12 protein-coding genes and 2 pseudogenes are annotated in these 16,962 nt (G+C 61.4%); 10 read left to right on the top strand and 4 right to left on the bottom strand.

Going from position 1 to position 16,962, the window contains the following annotated elements; all coding sequences use genetic code 11:
* The 8 genes and pseudogenes from BOO71_RS07700 to BOO71_RS07665 form a co-directional block, all read left to right on the top strand.
* Positions 1–348, top strand: a pseudogene (locus BOO71_RS07700) (transposase); the annotation flags it as partial.
* A 221-nt stretch (positions 349–569) separates the two neighbouring features.
* Positions 570–794 (top strand): preprotein translocase subunit SecG, encoded by a 225-nt coding sequence (gene secG, locus BOO71_RS07695; RefSeq protein ID WP_075831368.1) that lies wholly within the window; start codon positions 570–572, stop codon positions 792–794.
* 299 nt (positions 795–1,093) lie between these two features.
* Positions 1,094–2,875 (top strand): ABC transporter substrate-binding protein, encoded by a 1,782-nt coding sequence (locus tag BOO71_RS07690; protein WP_075831367.1) that lies wholly within the window; start codon positions 1,094–1,096, stop codon positions 2,873–2,875.
* Between the two features lie 102 nt (positions 2,876–2,977).
* Complete coding sequence (locus tag BOO71_RS07685; protein WP_075831366.1) at positions 2,978–3,958, top strand: ABC transporter permease; 981 nt, start codon at positions 2,978–2,980, stop codon at positions 3,956–3,958.
* A gap of 6 nt (positions 3,959–3,964) precedes the next feature.
* Positions 3,965–5,104, top strand: coding sequence for an ABC transporter permease (locus tag BOO71_RS07680; RefSeq protein WP_075831365.1), 1,140 nt, complete (start codon positions 3,965–3,967; stop codon positions 5,102–5,104).
* A gap of 73 nt (positions 5,105–5,177) precedes the next feature.
* Positions 5,178–6,236, top strand: coding sequence for an ABC transporter ATP-binding protein (locus BOO71_RS07675; protein ID WP_075831364.1), 1,059 nt, complete (start codon positions 5,178–5,180; stop codon positions 6,234–6,236).
* Entirely contained in the window at positions 6,233–7,264 is a 1,032-nt protein-coding gene (locus BOO71_RS07670; protein WP_075831363.1) for an ABC transporter ATP-binding protein, read from the top strand. The genes BOO71_RS07675 and BOO71_RS07670 overlap by 4 nt, the downstream gene beginning before the upstream one ends.
* Positions 7,265–7,373: 109 nt before the next feature.
* Positions 7,374–8,672: a DUF4139 domain-containing protein gene (locus tag BOO71_RS07665; RefSeq protein ID WP_075831362.1), complete on the top strand. Its 1,299-nt coding sequence runs from the start codon at positions 7,374–7,376 to the stop codon at positions 8,670–8,672.
* Positions 8,673–8,723: 51 nt separating this feature from the next.
* Here the strand turns inward: BOO71_RS07665 and BOO71_RS07660 are convergent, their stop codons facing one another.
* The 4 genes from BOO71_RS07660 to metH form a co-directional block, all read right to left on the bottom strand.
* On the bottom strand, positions 8,724–9,173 hold the full coding sequence (locus tag BOO71_RS07660; protein WP_075831361.1) for a Fur family transcriptional regulator: 450 nt from the start codon (positions 9,171–9,173) through the stop codon (positions 8,724–8,726).
* A 69-nt stretch (positions 9,174–9,242) separates the two neighbouring features.
* Positions 9,243–10,790, bottom strand: coding sequence for a catalase (locus BOO71_RS07655; protein WP_075831360.1), 1,548 nt, complete (start codon positions 10,788–10,790; stop codon positions 9,243–9,245).
* A 157-nt stretch (positions 10,791–10,947) separates the two neighbouring features.
* Entirely contained in the window at positions 10,948–11,664 is a 717-nt protein-coding gene (locus BOO71_RS07650) for a methylenetetrahydrofolate reductase (RefSeq protein WP_254843080.1), read from the bottom strand.
* Between the two features lie 23 nt (positions 11,665–11,687).
* Entirely contained in the window at positions 11,688–15,476 is a 3,789-nt protein-coding gene (metH, locus tag BOO71_RS07645; protein WP_075831358.1) for a methionine synthase, read from the bottom strand.
* Between the two features lie 491 nt (positions 15,477–15,967).
* Between metH and BOO71_RS07640 the strand changes: the two genes are divergently transcribed.
* Positions 15,968–16,459, top strand: a complete 492-nt coding sequence (locus tag BOO71_RS07640) for a hypothetical protein (protein WP_139322823.1) — start codon at positions 15,968–15,970, stop codon at positions 16,457–16,459.
* Between the two features lie 137 nt (positions 16,460–16,596).
* Positions 16,597–16,962 (top strand): annotated as a pseudogene (locus tag BOO71_RS07635) (IS66 family transposase); the annotation flags it as partial.

Below are 16,962 nucleotides of genomic sequence, written 5' to 3'. Positions count from 1 at the left end.
GTGGACGATCATGCCATGATCGTCCGTTTCGGCATTGCCGCAGGCAATGAGAGTGATCCCCCACTCGCCCGTGCGCTCCTCGACGAAGGCGAGGGAGCTTTGGTGCTGGGAGACCGTGGGTATCAGGGCTGCGGCGTGTACGCGCAGCCCAAATCGAATACGAAACATCCCCGGCCCTGGTGGGGTGCGATGGTGGGCGTCAGAAAGATTGTCGAAACCGTTTTTTCTCGGCTAGACCGATCTTTTCACCTGATGCTTCCCCAGCTCAATTCATTCAGGTCGGTCCGCGCCCACGTCTGCCGGAAGATTGCGGCTCATAATTTGGCACTGTTTTTCGGTGGCCTCTAACCCCTAGCACCCGAAGTTCTAAACAGTTCCGCGCCACGATGGATTTGCCATTTCTAGAGGCTGTCCTGACTTTGCGGTAGCCCTGGATGAGAAGGCCGGATAACTGGACGTTCTGAGACGGTGGTGTATGCTGTTGGACGTTCGGCTGCCGTCTCAAAATCGAGCGGGAAACCGTGGGGGTTCGAGTCCCCCCATCGGCACCACACACCAAGAGGTCAACCATGATTCTGAATCTTTTTCTTGTTTTGTTCGCGCTGATCTGCGTGGCGCTGGTCTTTTTCATTCTGTTGCAGGTTCCGCGTCAGGCGGGTCTGTCGGCCAGCATGGCGTCCGGCGGTTCCCTGCTGGGCGGGCGCGGCGTGGAAGGCGGGCTGGTCCGCATTACCAGTGTGCTGGGCGGCTTCTTCATGCTGATCGCCCTGCTGATCGGTATCGTTTCTCGCTGATTGTCCTGCTCTGGACATGGTTCCAGAGCTGAAAGCAATTTTTAAACCCGGACATGGCTCATGAGAGCTGTCTCCGGGTTTTTGGCCGTCGTTGTCGGTGAATTTACATTTCATTCGTAAAGCTGGATTGTCTGGATCGACGCAAAGTCAAGGAATGGTGTTTTTGTGCTTGACCTTGACTAGGCCAATTCATATATTGACCGCGCTGGAAACCCCACGACAACTCGGCACTGAACCGGCTCACGCTGGCGCGTCGCCATTTCCAGATGTCTACCTCGACTCTTTCCTGGAGGATTCACATGAAGAAAGTTCCATTTAAAAAAGCACTGATCCTGGCCCTGGCCATGACCGCGACCACCTCGATGGCCGCTCCCTTCGTTTACCCCGCCGCCTGGACTGCCGAGCAGAACACCGCCAACAAGCGCGGCGGCGAGTTCCGCAACTACGCGTTGTCGGACTTCAAGACCTTTAACCCGTTCACCAGTGCGGAAGCCACCAGCATCCCCGGTACGGAAGCCGACACTTCGGCCACCCTGTTCACGCAGGACCCCCGCAATAACGAATTCATCCCCAAGATGGCCGCTGGCCCTGCCGTGGTCAGCAACAACAACAAGCGTTTTGTGGTCAAGATTCGCCCCGGCATGAAGTTTAGCGATGGCCAGCCCATCACCGCCGATGACTGGATCACCACCTGGAAGATTCACACCGACGACAAGGTGGGCAGCAACAGCTACGACACCTTCTTTATCAACGACAAGCCGATCACCATCAAGAAGATCGACGATCTGACCTTGCAGTTCGATTTCCCCAGCCAGAGTTCCACCGCCCTGAGCATCATGAGCTTTGCGCCCTGGCCTGACCATGTGTTCGGCAAGGCGTACAAGGCGGGCGGCGCGGAAGCCGTCAAGAAGTTGTGGGGCCTGGGAACCAACCCCAGCGAGATCGTCTCGGCGGGCATGTGGGTGCTGGACAGCTACAAGGCGGGCGAGCGCGCCGTCCTGAAGGCCAACAAGTACTACGGCGACTGGAACAAGGACAGCAAGGGCAACCCTGTTCCTTACCTGAACACCTATTCCTTCAAAATCGTGCCTGACCTGAACGCGGGTCTGGCGTCCTATCTGGCCGGGCAGCTCGATACCTTCGCCCCCAGCAAGGCCGACGATCTGGCGCAGATCAAGAAGTCCATCGACGCGGGCAACCTCAAGGCGTTCCTGAAGGCCAACGTCAGCCCCAACTCCACTTCTTCTTGGATCACCTTCAACTGGAACAAGTCGGCTGACCCCGCCAAGCAGGCGCTGTTCCGCGACGTGCGTTTCCGCCGCGCCATGAGCCACATCGCCAACCGCGACGCCATGATCAAGCTGGCGCTGGGCGGCCTGGGCAGCGAGGTGTACTTCAGCGTCTACCCGATCTTCAAGGACCAGACCGACGCGGGGATCAAGGCCGGTGCGCCCGAGTACAAGTACGATCTGGCGCAGGCCAGCAAGCTGCTGGCGCAGATCGGCTACAAGAAGAAGAACGCCGACGGTTATCTGGTGGACAGCAAGGGCAAGGTTCTCGAATTCAATCTGGCCACCAACGCGGGCAATACCGTCCGTGAGCAGCTCGGCCAGGTCTTCCGTGACGAGGCCAAGAAAGTGGGCGTCAAGGTCAACTTCACGCCCATCGACTTCAATGCCCTGGTGGGTCAGTTGACCGCCAAGGGCGAGAACCGTCCCTTCGACGCGATCCTGCTGGGCCTGTCGGGCGGCACCAACATCTGGCCCTTCGGCGTGAACGTGGTCCCCTGCGGCACCAACCTGCACAGCTACAACAACCCCACCGACGGCAAGTGCCTGACCAGTCAGGAACAGTTGATGACCAAGGAGTACTACCAGGGCGACGCCGAGCTGAACACCGCCAAGCGTCTGGCCATCGGCGCGCAGCTCATGAAGAACGAGGGCGAGTTGCAGCCTGTGATCTATCTGGTGGGTACCAACTATCATGTCACCTACAACACCCGCGTGGGCGGTCAGTACACCCCCGAGATGATGGACGCCTACTACGGTGCGCGTGATATCGGCCTGACCTTCATCAAGTAATCCAGCCACGTTCTTTCCTGGGGGTGGTCTGCTGCGGGCGGACTGCCCCCCTTACATTGAACCCTGTTCCTTAAAAGTCCTCTCGAGCTGACGGAGAAAGGCATGATTCCATTTTTAGTCCGGCGCTTTTTTCAGGCCATTCCCACATTGTTCCTTGCCAGCGTGCTGATCTTCTTCGTGATCTCGCTGGCCCCCGGCGACTTTCTGACCCCGGCCCGCCTGAACCCTGGCATCAGCGAAGAGCAGCTCAGAAATCTCAGCATTTCTTTTGGTCTGGACAAGCCCGCCTACGTCCAGTACTTCTACTGGATGTGGAACATGCTGCACGGCGACTTCGGCACGTCGTTCCAGTACACCCAGCCAGTCCTGCCCGTCATCTGGCCGCGCATCGTCAACTCGGTCTGGCTGGTGCTACTCAATCTGGTGTTTTTCTACGCCATCGCTATTCCCATCGGCGTGTACGGCGCGGTGCGGCAGAACAGCTTCGGCGACAAGTCCATCAACGTGGTGCTGTACTTCCTGCTGGGCTTTCCTAGTTTTTTCCTGTTCCTGATCGTGATCTACTTCATCCTTCAGATTCGCAATGCCACGGGCTGGGACATTCCGCTGGGGGGCATGACCAGCAACAATTACGATCAACTGTCCTCGCTGGCAAAGTTCTGGGACGTGTTGCGGCATCTGCTGATTCCGGCAGCGGTGCTGGCTCTCACCGACGCGGCGGGCCTGACCCGCGTGATCCGGGGCCTGATGCTGGAAGTGATGCGCTCGGATTACATCCGCACGGCGCGGGCCAAGGGCGTCAGCGAGCGCACTGCCATCTGGAAGCACACTTTCCGCAATGCCATTCTGCCCATCGTCGCCGGGATCGGCGGTCTGCTGCCCGGCGCGATCAGCGGCGCGGGGTTCGTGGAGGTGGTCTATAACTATCCGGGCATCACACCCATGTTGCTGACCGCCATCAACGCGCAGGACCTGTACCTGATCGCGGGCTTCACCGTTATTTCCACCATTCTGCTGATCGTCGGCAACGCCCTCTCGGACATTCTTCTGGCCGTGGTCGATCCACGCATCAAGGTCGGGTGAGGTGACATGACCACCACAGCACCACAGAAGAAAGTAAAAGAGCGTTCTCTCGGGCAGTCCCAGTTCTCGGTGGCCTGGGGCCAGTTCCGCAAGAACCGGCTGGCCAAAACGGGTGGAGTGGGGCTGATCCTGATCTATCTGATGGCCCTTTTTGCCCCTTTTCTCGCGCCCGACAGCTTATCGAGCTATTCCACCACGGACATCACCCGCTTCCAGCCGCCCACGCCGGTGCATTTCCGCGATCCACAGACGGGGGCCTTGACCCGCCCCTATGTCAACAAGTTCAGCCAGCAGCTCAACATGGATACCTTCGTCAACGAGTACAAGGCCACGGATGAGAAGTGTCCGATCTATTTCGGCGTGCGGGGCGCGTCGTACAAGATTCTGGGCTTTATTCCCGGCAACCTGCACCTGTACGGGACCGGGAACGATCAGGCTGGCTGCAACGTCTTTCTGATCGGCGGCGAGGCGCTGGGGCGTGATCTGCTGACGCGCACGCTCTACGCCTCGCAGATCAGCCTGACCATCGGTGTGGGGGCGGTTCTGGCGAGTACCATTATCGGGCTGTTCATGGGTGCGCTGGCGGCTTTCTTCGGCGGCATCGTGGATACCGTGGTCATGCGTCTGGTAGAGGTGATCTCGGCCATTCCCTACCTGTTCCTGCTGCTGCTGCTGCGTTCCGTGTTCCCGCAGAACATTAATCCCATCTTTGCGCTGTACGTGATCCTGGGCATTCTGGCCTTCATCGGCTGGGGCGGGCTGGCACGCGTTACGCGCGGGCAACTGCTGAGCGTACGCGAGCAGGATTTCGTGTCTGCCGCCCGCGCACTGGGTGCCAGCGACAACCGCGTGATGTGGCGGCATATGTTGCCCACCATGACCACCTACATCATCGTCACGCTGTCCCTCAGCATTCCCGGTTTTATTCTGCTGGAATCCGGCCTGAGCTTCCTGGGCATCGGTGCGGTGGAACCCTACGTGAGCTGGGGCAGTCTGCTGGCGCAGGCGCAGGAGGGCGGGCTGTCCAGCCTGAACTCGCGGCCCTGGGTCCTGATCCCCGGCTTTTTCATCGTGTTCACGGTGGGCTGCTTCCAGCTTCTGGGCGACGGCCTGCGCGACGCCTTCGATCCGCGCAAGCGGCAGTGAGGACCGTGATGCAAACAGCGAGAATTGTGTCTCAGGCATGTATGATGCGTGACGTGCGAACAATGGAGGAAAAATGACCGATCACGCCACCAATAAGGCGGAGGTGCTGCTGGCCGTGAACGGCCTCAAGACCTATTTCAACACCGATGACGGTGTGGTGAAGAGCGTGGACGGGGTGACCTTCCACATCAACAAGGGCGAGACATTGGCCGTGGTGGGTGAATCCGGCTCGGGCAAGAGCGTGACCAGCCTGAGCATCATGCGGCTGATCCCCATGCCCCCCGGCGAGATCGCAGGCGGTGAGATCCTGTTCTCCGGCACCAATGGCCAGCCCCGCGACATCGTGAAGCTGTCCGAAGCCGAGATGCGCAAGATTCGCGGCAACGACATTGCCATGATCTTCCAGGAACCCATGACCAGCCTCAACCCGGTGTACACCGTGGGCGACCAGATCGCCGAAGCGGTGATGCTGCACCAGGACAAGAACCGCAAGGACGCGATGGGCGCGGCCACCGACATGCTGCGTTTCGTGGGCATTCCCGCCCCCGAAAAGCGCGTCAACGAGTACCCCCACCAGATGTCCGGCGGCATGCGCCAGCGCGTGATGATTGCGATGGCCCTGAGCTGTAACCCCGCCCTGCTGATCGCCGACGAGCCGACGACGGCGCTGGACGTGACCATCCAGGCACAGATTCTGGACCTGATGCGTAAGCTGCAAAAAGACATCGGCATGAGCATCCTGTTCATCACCCACAACCTGGGCGTGGTGGCCGAGATGGCAGACCGTGTGGTGGTCATGTACGGCGGGCGCGTGGTGGAGGAAGGCGACGTGATCGAGATCTTCAAAGCGCCGCGTCACCCCTACACCATGGGCCTGCTGAACAGCATTCCGCGCCCCGGCGTGGACGCGCATGTGCCTGGCACGCCGCGCGCCCGCCTGGAAGCCATTCCCGGCAACGTGCCCAACCCGCTGAACCTGCCGCCCGGCTGCGCCTTCGAGCCGCGCTGCAAGTTCGCCGTCCCTGAGTGCTCCAAGGCCGTTCCTGCGCTGGAAGATACCGGCGGCGGTCATATGGCCCGCTGCATTCGCTGGCAGGAATTCGCCAAGGCCGATCACGAGGTGAGTGCATGACCGCTCCAGTTGCTGCCCGAACCTCCGCTGCCGATTCACGCGGCATGACCCAGAAGGGCGAAACCCTGCTGGAAGTCCGCAATCTGGAAAAATACTTCCCCATTCGCGGCGGCCTGCTGTCGCGCGTGGTGGGCAACGTCAAGGCCGTCAACGACATCAGCTTCAAGCTGGCGCGTGGTGAAGTGGTGGGGCTGGTGGGCGAGTCCGGCTCGGGCAAGACCACGGCGGGCCGCGCCATCCTGCGCCTGATCGAACCCACCGGCGGCGAGGTGATCTTCAACGGCACCGACGTGACCAAGCTGTCCAAGGGGCAGATGCGCGACTACCGCCGCGAGATGCAGATCATCTTCCAGGACCCTTTTGCCAGCCTGAACCCGCGCATGACGGTCTCGGACATCATCGGCGAGGCCATGCAGATCCATAACCTCAATCCGGGCAAGGGCCGCATCGACCGGATCGCTGAACTGCTGCAAAAGGTGGGCCTGCGCCCGGAACACATGCGCCGCTACCCGCACGAGTTCTCGGGCGGTCAGCGCCAGCGCATCGGGATTGCGCGTGCCCTGGCGGTGGACCCGCTATTCATCGTGGCCGACGAGCCGGTGTCGGCGCTGGACGTGTCGATTCAGGCGCAGGTGGTCAACCTGATGCAGGATCTTCAGGAAGAGCTGGGCCTGACCGTTCTGTTCATCGCGCACGATCTGGCCGTGGTGGAGTACATCTGTGACCGAATTATCGTGATGTACCTGGGCCGGATCATGGAGATTGCGCCCAGCCACGAGCTGAACAACAATCCCAAGCACCCCTATACCGAGGCGTTGCTCTCTGCTGCCCCGGTGCCGGACCCCACGATCAAACGCCAGCGCATCATTCTAGAGGGGGACATTCCCAGCCCGATCAATCCGCCGAGTGGCTGCGTGTTCCGCACGCGCTGCCGCTATGCCATCGACGACTGCGCCAAGGTGGTGCCCGAACTGCGCGAGGTCTCGCCGAATCACTTCAAGGCCTGCATCCGCGACGACGTCCTGTAGGCAAGTTTTTCCACAAGAGTCCGTCTCCTTGACTGGGGGCGGACTTTTCTAATTCTCGTCTGACTGACCCTCTCACATCTCATAAAGTGGCATCGGCAACTATGCGTGTATGAAAACGACACTGCTGCTGGCCGCTGCCCTGGCTCTGGGAACGGCGAACGCCACCGACCTGCGTATCTATCCCTCATTCGCCGAGGTGCGGCAGCCGGTGACCAGTACGGGCAATACCCTGAACGTGTCGCTGCCGCAGCAGGCATGGCAGAACGTGCTGCCCGGCTCGCTGGAACTGGACGGGCTGGCCTTTGACAGCGCCGTGCAGAAGCTGGAGGCCAACTGGCTGAGTGGGCTGGAAGGCAAGACGGTGTTCCTGGTCAAGGCGACGTCGGATGGCGAAAAGACCGAACCCGTGACCCTGATCCGTGCCAGCGATCTGCTGGTCAAGGACGCGGCAGGCCGGTATTTCAACGTGCGTTACGAGCAACTGCGCTTCGATACGCCGCCGCCCACCAATCCCGTCAGTCCCTCACAGACGCTGACCTACGACCTGCCGAAAGCCGGAAGCGGCACGCTGGTCTACCTGACGCGCAGCGTGGGCTGGTCGCCGCGTTACACGCTGAAGGCCAGCAATGCGGGCGCGCAGCTCTCGGCCCTGGCCGACATCCGCAACACCACCGAGCTGCCCTACGACGTGAAGGACACCGAACTGTATTCGGGGGACGTGAGCGTGCAGGCCAATCCGAACGCCCAGGCCAGCTATGAGGCGGCAGACGGTATGGCCCTGAGGGCCGCCCCTGCGCCCATCACCCAGGCCCCCAAAATCAGCGGTGGCTCGGAGTTGCGCGGGCTGTACCGCTACGCGCTGTCCACACCGTTCACGCTGCCCGCCAACAGCGTGGTGACCCTGCCGTTCCTGACGCCCAAGCTGACCAATTTCGAGCGTTACGTGGGCCTCAACACTTACTTCAACGTCGCCACCCAGACGGGCACGCTGGACCGCTCCTACCGCTTCAAGGCCGACGCCCGCCTGCCCGCTGGCCCGATCACCGTGCGCGAGGAGGGCCGTCTGGTGGGCCAGACCCGCCTGGACGAAACCCGTGAGGGCGGCACGGTGGATTTCAGTCTGGGCGATGACCCTGATGTGGAATACACCCGCACGGTGCAGACCGTCAATCAGGCCAAAAATAGCAAGGGTGAGGTGGTCAAGACCACTTACAAGGTCACCTACGCCTTCGAGAGTAGCAAGGACCGTTCCATACGGGCCGAGATTACCGAGCGTGTCGGCGGGAGGGTCATCATCATCGACAGTGCCGCGCCCACAAAGAACGGAGGTATTGCCAGCCTGAAGGTGGACGTTCCCGCCAAGGGCAAGGCCAGCAAGAGCTTCACGGTGGTGGTGGACAACTCGTAAGCTAAGAAAATAGAACCTCCGCCAGAGCGCGAATGCTCTGGCGGAGGTTTTTCAGTCTGATTCGAGTGTCGGCATCAGTTGAGGAGAAGCTATTGCCTGACAGTCCGGGCAGATGCCCTGCAACTCCACCCTGGCCCCGGTGATCGTCCAGTCGTGGCCCTGGCCCTGAGGTTGCAGATCAGGAAGACTCAGGAAAACGTCCAGGAGCTTGCTGCAATGGTCACACCGCAGATGCGAATGCGGGGTCAGGTTGGTGTCGTACCGCACCTCACCGCCGTGGCCGATCACCTCGCCGATCAGTCCATGCTCGCTGAACACGCGCAGATTCTGGTACAGCGTGGCGATGGGAATGGGTTCCCCGGCCAGCCGGAAGCGTTCGGCGATCTCCTCCGGCGTGAAGTGCCCGTCGGTGTGAGAGAAGAATTGCAGCAACCGGAGGCGGGGCTGGGTGGTGCGCAGGCCCCGCCGTTCCAGATGCCGCTGGAGTTCAGTGAGGGTCATGGCACACCACGTTCATGACCCCATTCTAGCGTTCAAAATCTCACGCTGTTTTTCCACCGTTGACCAGCTTCAGACCATCTGGGCTTCGCGCTTGCCCTCCGTCTTTTTCTTATCCTCGCGGACGGCTTTCAGGCCCTCGTCTACGCGGCGGCCATAATCGGCGTCGCACTGGGTGAACAGCTCCACCATGCGGGCCTGCACTTCCTCGGTGGCTGCCGAGATGTTTGCTACGAGGTTGTTGATCAGGTCGTCGCGCTCGCGGTCATCGTGGGCGCGGTACTGCTCGCCTGCCTGCTTGAAGTCGTTGGTGCGCTCGATGGGGGCGCGTTGCAGGCGGCCCTCGATATGCGGGCTGTGTTCGGGCAGGTCGCGCGGGGCTTCCTTCGGGCCATTCATGCTGGACGGCTCGTAGTTGACGTGCGGGTTCTGGCCGGGCACCGTGTCCACCTGATAGGTCATCTGGCCGTCGCGCTGGTTGGTGGCCACCGCCGCGCGGGGCGAGTTGATCGGCAGTTGCAGGTAGTTGGGGCCGACGCGGTAGCGCTGGGTATCCGAGTACGAGAAGGTGCGGCCCACCAGCATCTTGTCGTCGCTGAAGTCCAGCCCGTCCACCAGCACGCCAGTGCCGAAGGCGGCCTGCTCCACCTCCGCGAAATAGTTCTCGGGGTTGCGGTTCAGGGTCATCATCCCTACTGCCATCATCGGGAACTGGTCTTCAGGCCAGATCTTGGTGTCGTCCAGCGGATCGAAGTCCAGCTCAGGGTGTTCGCCGTCGGTCATCATCTGCACGCGCAGTTCCCACTGGGGAAAGTCGCCGCGCTCGATGGCGTCGTACAGGTCCTCGGTGGCGTGGTTGAAGTTCTTGCCCTGGATCGCCTCGGCTTCCGGCTGGGTCAGGTTCCTGACGCCCTGCATGGGTTCCCAGTGGTACTTGATCAGGGTACCCTCGCCCCTGTCGTTGACCCATTTGTAGGTGTTGACGCCGCTGCCCTGCATCTGGCGGTAGTTGGCCGGAATGCCCCACGGCGAGAACAGGAAGGTCAGCATGTGCATCGACTCGGGTGTGTTGCTCATGAAGTCGAAGATGCGCCCGCCGTCCTGGCGGTTGGTGACGGGATCGGGTCTCAGGGAGTGGATGACGTCCGGGAACTTGATCGCGTCGCGGATGAAAAAGACCTTGAGGTTGTTGCCCACCAGATCCCAGTTGCCGTCCTCGGTGTAGAACTTGACCGAGAAGCCGCGCGGGTCACGCAGGGTTTCCGGCGAGTGGCCCGAGTGAATTACGGTGGAGAAGCGCACGAATACGGGCGTCTCCTTGCCCTCGCTCTGAAACAGCTTGGCGCGGGTGTACTGGCTGATGCTCTCGTCGCCCACCTTGCCGTAAGCCTCAAAAACGCCGTGTGCGCCCGCGCCGCGCGCATGCACCACGCGCTCGGGAATGCGTTCGCGGTCAAAATGGCTGATCTTTTCCAGGAACTGGTAGTTTTCCAGCGTGGCCGGGCCACGGGTGCCCACGGTGCGCTGGTTCTGGTTGTTGCTGACGGGATGGCCCTGGCGGGTGGTCAGGGTCTGGCCGCTGTTGTCTTTGCTCTGTTTGCTGGTTTTGGCTTCGATCATGGGGAACACTCCTTGGGGAGGGGTGGCAGTGGGCGGGCTGCCGGAATAGGGACAGGCCGGGCGCAAGCCTGCGCACCCAGTCTCTTTAATCATAATGATTATGAATTAAGATGTCCACCACAAAGGGTGAACACCTCCCTATGAATTGCTTGAACGACTAAACAATCCCGCCCAGGTACTCCACCACGTCCGCCTTGATGGGCATGAAATAGGCGTGCTGGCCGCGCTCGCGGGCGAAGGCCAGCAGCTCCCCCGCAAAACGGCGGTTCCACTCCAGCGTGGGCTGAAACTGCCGGGGGAACACCGCGTGATTGCGCGTGCGCCAGTACCCTTCCGAGCCTTCAGAGGTGACCGAGGTGGCCCCCCACCAGACTTCTGCGCCCTCGGGCAGCAGATCGGCGTAGGCGTCCATCAGGCGCAGGTCGAAAAACGGCTGGGTAAAGAAGCCGCAGGCCCCGGCCTCCAGCTTGCGTTCCAGGTAATCCTGCTCGCGGGCCAGCGACTGGCGGTAGGGGTCCAGGCCCGCGTAGATCTTCAGGTGTGGCAATTCCCGGCGAATGCGGCGGATGGCGGCCTCGGCATCCACGTTGTAGACCTTCGCGCTCATGTCGCTGGGTGCGTCCCCGGTGATGACGATGACCTCGTCGATGCCGTGTTCGTCCAGATGCGCGGCCATCGGCAACGGCTCGCGCGGATTCAGATCAACGGCCCGGATGTGTGGAATGGCCCGGTAACGTGGACGGGCAAAGCCGCAGCCATGCCATGAGCGCGTGGAAAAGCGCGGGAAGTCGGGAATGTTGATGGTGTCCGCGCCGGGTAGATGTTCGGCCACCGCCGCCAACTCCGCCCGCAACCCGGAGCGTGAACGGGGCACGAGTTCAATAGATATCCGTGTGGTCACTGGGTGCCGCCTGCGACGGGTCTAAGGGTTTGAGGGTCTAAGGGTCTAAGGGCTTCGGCGCTCTTTTCCTTCGACTCTTCGACTCTTGACCCTTTGACGGCCTGATCCGCAGGATCGTAGGCCAAAAGCGGCCCCAGCCAGCGCTCTGCCTCTTCCACATCCCAGCCCTTGCGCCTGGCGTAATCCTCCACCTGATCGCGCCCGATGCGGCCCACCGCCAGATAGCGCGCTTCCGGGTGGGCGAAGTACAGGCCCGACACGGCGGCGGCGGGGGTCATGGCGCAGGACTCGGTGAGTTTCAGTCCAATTTCCCCAGCATTCAGCAGCGAGAAGAGGGTGCGTTTCTCGGTGTGGTCCGGCTGGGACGGGTAGCCTGGTGCGGGGCGAATGCCGTCGTAGCGTTCGCGGATCAGGTCGGTGTTGTCCAGCGTTTCGTCTGGCGCGTAGCCCCAGTGCTTGACCCGCACGTCGCGGTGCAGTTTCTCGGCAAAGGCTTCGGCCAGTCGGTCTGCCAGCGCCTTGATCAGAATGGAGTTGTAGTCGTCATGGTCTGCCTCAAATTCGCGCGCCAGTTCCTCCGCGCCGTGGATGGCGACGGCGAAGGCCCCGATGTGATCGCCCCGATACGCGATGAAGTCTGCGAGTGCGCCGTTTGGGGTGGCCTGATCGCGCTGCTGGCGCAGGGTGTGGAGGACGGCCACTTCGGGCAAGGGTTCGCGTCCGGCGGCGATTTCGTGGGTCTGATGGTCCAGCGTGTCCTGCAAGCCGATCCCATGCGTTCCCGCCTCCACTACGATGTCGTCGCCGCGCCGCTCGGCGGGCCATAACCCGATCACAGCTCTGGCGGTCAGCAAATTCTCGTCAAGCACGCGGCGCAGCAATGCCTGGGCGTCAGCAAACAGCACGCGGGCCTGCTCTCCCCGCAGCGGATCAGTCAGGATGCTGGGGTAAATGCCCTTCATTTCCCAGGCGATGAAGAATGGTGTCCAGTCTATGTAATCCAGCAATCCGGTTAGAGGCTGTTCAATGATCTGGCGTCCCGGTTCGCGCGGTGCGGGCGGCACGGCGGGGGAGACGCGCGGCGCACGCTCGCGGGCCGTTTCCAGCGGGATGAGGCGCACCTCGCGTTTGCCGTGGCGTTCGCGCAGGGCGTCGTATTCCACCTTGATGCGCGCTTGCACGCCCGCCGGGTCGGCCAGGATGTCGGCGGTGGTGGTCACGGCGCGGCTGGCGTCCAGCACATGCACCACCAGACCTGCGTAGGCGGGGTCGATCTTGACCGCCGTGTGCGCCCGGCTGGTGGTGGCCCCGCCGATCAGCAGGGGCAATTTTCCGCCCCGGCGCGTCATCTCGCGGGCCACGCCCACCATCTCGTCCAGACTGGGCGTAATAAGGCCCGACAACCCGATCACGTCTGCGCCGATGCGCTCGGCCTCGTCCAGAATCTTCTCGGTGGGGACCATCACGCCCAGATCAGTGACCTGATAGCCGTTGCAGGCCAGCACCACGCCCACGATGTTTTTGCCGATGTCATGAACGTCGCCCTTGACGGTGGCGAGAAGGACTTTCCCTTTCCCCCCGGCCTCCTGCTTCTCGGCCTCCATGTACGGCGTCAGGTGGGCCACGGCGCGTTTCATCACGCGGGCGGACTTGACCACCTGCGGCAGGAACATCTTCCCGGCCCCGAACAGATCGCCCACCACGTTCATGCCGTCCATCAGCGGCCCCTCAATGACCATCAGCGGCGAACCCAGCTCGCGGTACGCTTCCTCCGCGTCGTCCACCACGAAGTCGGTGATGCCAGAGATCAACGCGTGCTTGAGACGCTCGGCCACCGGACGCTCGCGCCACTCGCTCTGGGCGGTGGCCTCGCGCTTGACGCCCTTGTAATTCTCGGCCAGGGCCAGCAGGTTCTCGGTGGCGTCCGGTGTGCGGGCCAGAATCACGTCCTCCACGGCCTCGCGCAGTTCTGGCTCAATGTCCTCATACACGGCCAGCATCCCCGCGTTCACGATGCCCATGTCCAGCCCGGCGCGAATGGCGTGGTACAGGAAGACCGAGTGCATCGCCTCGCGCACATGGTTGTTGCCCCGGAAGGAAAAGGAGACGTTGCTGATGCCACCGGACACCAGCACCCCCGGCAGGTTGGCCTTGATCCAGCGCGCTCCCTCAATGAATTCCAGCGCGTAACGGTCATGTTCTTCCATGCCCGTCGCCACCGTCAGCACGTTGGGATCAAAGATGATGTCCTGCGGCGGGAAGTCGGCCTGTTCGGTCAGCAGTTTGTAGGCGCGGGAGGTGATTTCCTTGCGGCGTTCCAGGTTGTCGGCCTGCCCTCGCTCGTCAAAAGCCATGACCACGGCGGCGGCCCCGTAGCGCCTGAGCAGCCGCGCCCGCTCCAGAAACGTCTCCTCGCCGTCCTTGAGGGAAATGCTGTTCACCACGCACTTGCCCTGTACCCGTTTGAGGCCCGCCTCCAGAATGTCCCAGCGGCTGGAGTCCAGCATCAGCGGCACCCGGCTGATATCCGGCTCCCCGGCCAGCAGGTTCAGGAACTTGACCATCGCTTCCTCGCCGTCCAGCATCCCCTCGTCAAAGTTGATGTCCACGATTTGCGCGCCGTTTTCCACCTGCTGCCGCGCGATCTTGAGGCCCGTGTCGTAATCCCCGGCCAGAATCGCCTTGTTGAAGCGTGGGCTGCCCGTCACGTTGGTGCGCTCGCCCACGTTGACGAAGTTCAGTTCCGGCGTGACCGTCAGCGCTTCCAGACCGCTCAGGCGCAGGAAGGGCGGCAGTTTGGCGGCGGTGCGCGGCGTGATCCTCGCCATCTCGTTGGCAATCGCGCGGATGTGTTCGGGCGTGGTGCCGCAGCAGCCGCCCACGATGTTGACCAGTCCCTCGCGGGCAAAGTCGGCCAGCACGGAGGCGGTGTGTTCAGGGGTCTCGTCGTACTCGCCAAAGGCATTGGGCAGGCCCGCATTCGGATGAACGGAGACCAGGGTTTCGGTATTTGCCGCAATCGCCCGCAGGTGGGGTCGCAGCAAATCCGCCCCCAGCGCGCAATTCAGGCCCAGGCTGAACAGATTGGCGTGGGCCGTGCTGATCACAAAGGCTTCCGGCGTCTGCCCGCTCAGCGTGCGCCCAGAAGCGTCGGTGATGGTGCCGGAGAGCATCACCGGAAGGGTCTTGCCCGTGCGCGCAAAGGCTTCCTCACAGGCAAAGAGTGCGGCCTTGGCATTCAGCGTGTCGAAGACCGTTTCCAGCAGCAGCAAGTCGGCCCCGCCTGCGATCAGGCCCTCGGCGGCGGCGGCGTAGGCTTCCACCAAGCCGTCAAAGGTGACATTGCGAAACTCGGGGCGCTCCACATCCGGGGATAAGGTGGCGGTGCGGTTCGTCGGCCCGATGGCCCCGGCCACCCAGCGTGGCTTGCCGTCCTGCGCCTCAAATTCGTCGGCCACCTCGCGGGCCAGCCGTGCGCCCGTCTCGTTCATGGCGCGGGCCAGGGCCTCGGTGCCGTAATCCGCCTGGGAGATGGTGGTGCTGTTAAACGTATTGGTGCTGGCAATGTCCGCGCCCGCCGCAAAATACTCGCGGTGAACACCCTGAATCACGTCGGGGCGCGTGAGTTGCAGCAGGTCAAAGTTGCCCCGGTACATCCGCAGGGGGTCTGCGCCCTCAAAGCGGAAATCGGCCTCATTCAGGTTGGCCCGTTGAAGCATGGTGCCCCACGCGCCGTCCAGCACCAAGATTCGTTCACGCGCCGCAGCGCGAATGTCCCTGTTCATGGTTCACCTCTGGGTGTTTACTCAAAACACAATGTTGATAAACACAGTGTTGATAAAAAAACAGACCGCGTGTGCGGCCTGAGAGTCCTGATGCGCCCAAATTCAACATAGCGCCCGCTTCCGGCCATCGCCTCCCGCCCGCGCCATCGTCGGCGCACCCCAGCAGGAGGCTTTTCTGTCAGGCACCATTGCCGCTATGGGGGCGGGTTGCCGCGTCGTCAGCGGGCAGAAAAAACCCTCGGATGCTCTGGATGACCGCGCTTTGAAGGCGCGATAGGGGGAGGATAGCGCGGCGCAGAGGGGACAAAAGGGGGGTGGGGTGGACAGGTCGATGGATCAATACCAAGAGCCAACAACATAGGAGAACCTGGCGTTTGGCCCGTAAGAGTTCTGAGATATGAGTCTTTATAACCTGACCGTCCTAAGAGGGATAGAACTGGTTGAAACCATGTGTATCTTGGCGCTGCTTTCCAGTCGAAGAGAGGAATAATATGAAATTATTTTTTCCATCGTTAGTTGTTGGTATTCTGTTAAATTTTGGCGCGGCTTCCGCTGAGAATTCCAATCTTGCTGGCACAACCCTGTGCGTAGATGACGAATCATTTACCGCTGAGATTGGTTCGCTTGGCTCGGCGAGTAGTACCGTGGCCCAATCGCTTTACGATTATTTTGTGGCTTCTGCCAAGGCTCAGGGCGTTCCTTTTGAAGAGATGGACGGCGATGGCTGTGAAGAATACCCACTTGCTCTCAATTTCGGGGCAACGACTGGGACTCCGCGCGCGTGGTTCGGCGAGCTGAACATCTGGGATCTTTCTGCCTATGCCTCGCCAAATGCTAAAAGCAATTACACCGAGGCCGTGAGTATCTGGAGATCGGCCTCCTATGGCGTGTTGGCTAGCAATGATGGTTTGGCTGCTTATTTGGTTGGCGAAGGCAAAACCATAATCAACTCTTTTCTCAAGGAGTACAAATCTGCTAACTGAGCCTTAAGGATGGGTCAAATTTATAGCTTGTCAGATTGGTTGCATGGTATATGGCGTGTGACCAATCTGATTTTCGTATCTGATTAGCGCTCCTGACCCGGTGGCCTGAACCGGGCAGGATTCGCTAGAATTGGGGCATGGCCGGGACGCTGATAGAGGGGGATGTGCTGGAGATCATCCGTCAGCAGACCGAGCGATTCGAGCAGTTGGAAGCCGAGAATCACGCGCTACGTGCCGAAAACACTCGTCTGAAAAAGAAGATCGAGGAGCTGGAGCGCAAGAAGCACAGCAAATATGCTGCTCCGTTCAGCCGCGAGACGCGTAAAGCTGATCCCCAGCCACCTGGACGCCGTGCAGGAATGGGAACATTCACCTACAAGACTCCGCCTGAACCTGTTCAGGTTCAGGCGGTCATTTCCGTCCCGACTCCTAATACCTGCACCACCTGCGGCTACACGGGCGAACTGGTCTTCAAGCAGATGGACAAGGCCTGGATCACGGAC

The organism is Deinococcus marmoris (assembly GCF_001949125.1).
GTDB lineage: Bacteria > Deinococcota > Deinococci > Deinococcales > Deinococcaceae > Deinococcus > Deinococcus marmoris_A.
This window is presented reverse-complemented; position numbering and strand designations above follow the sequence as displayed.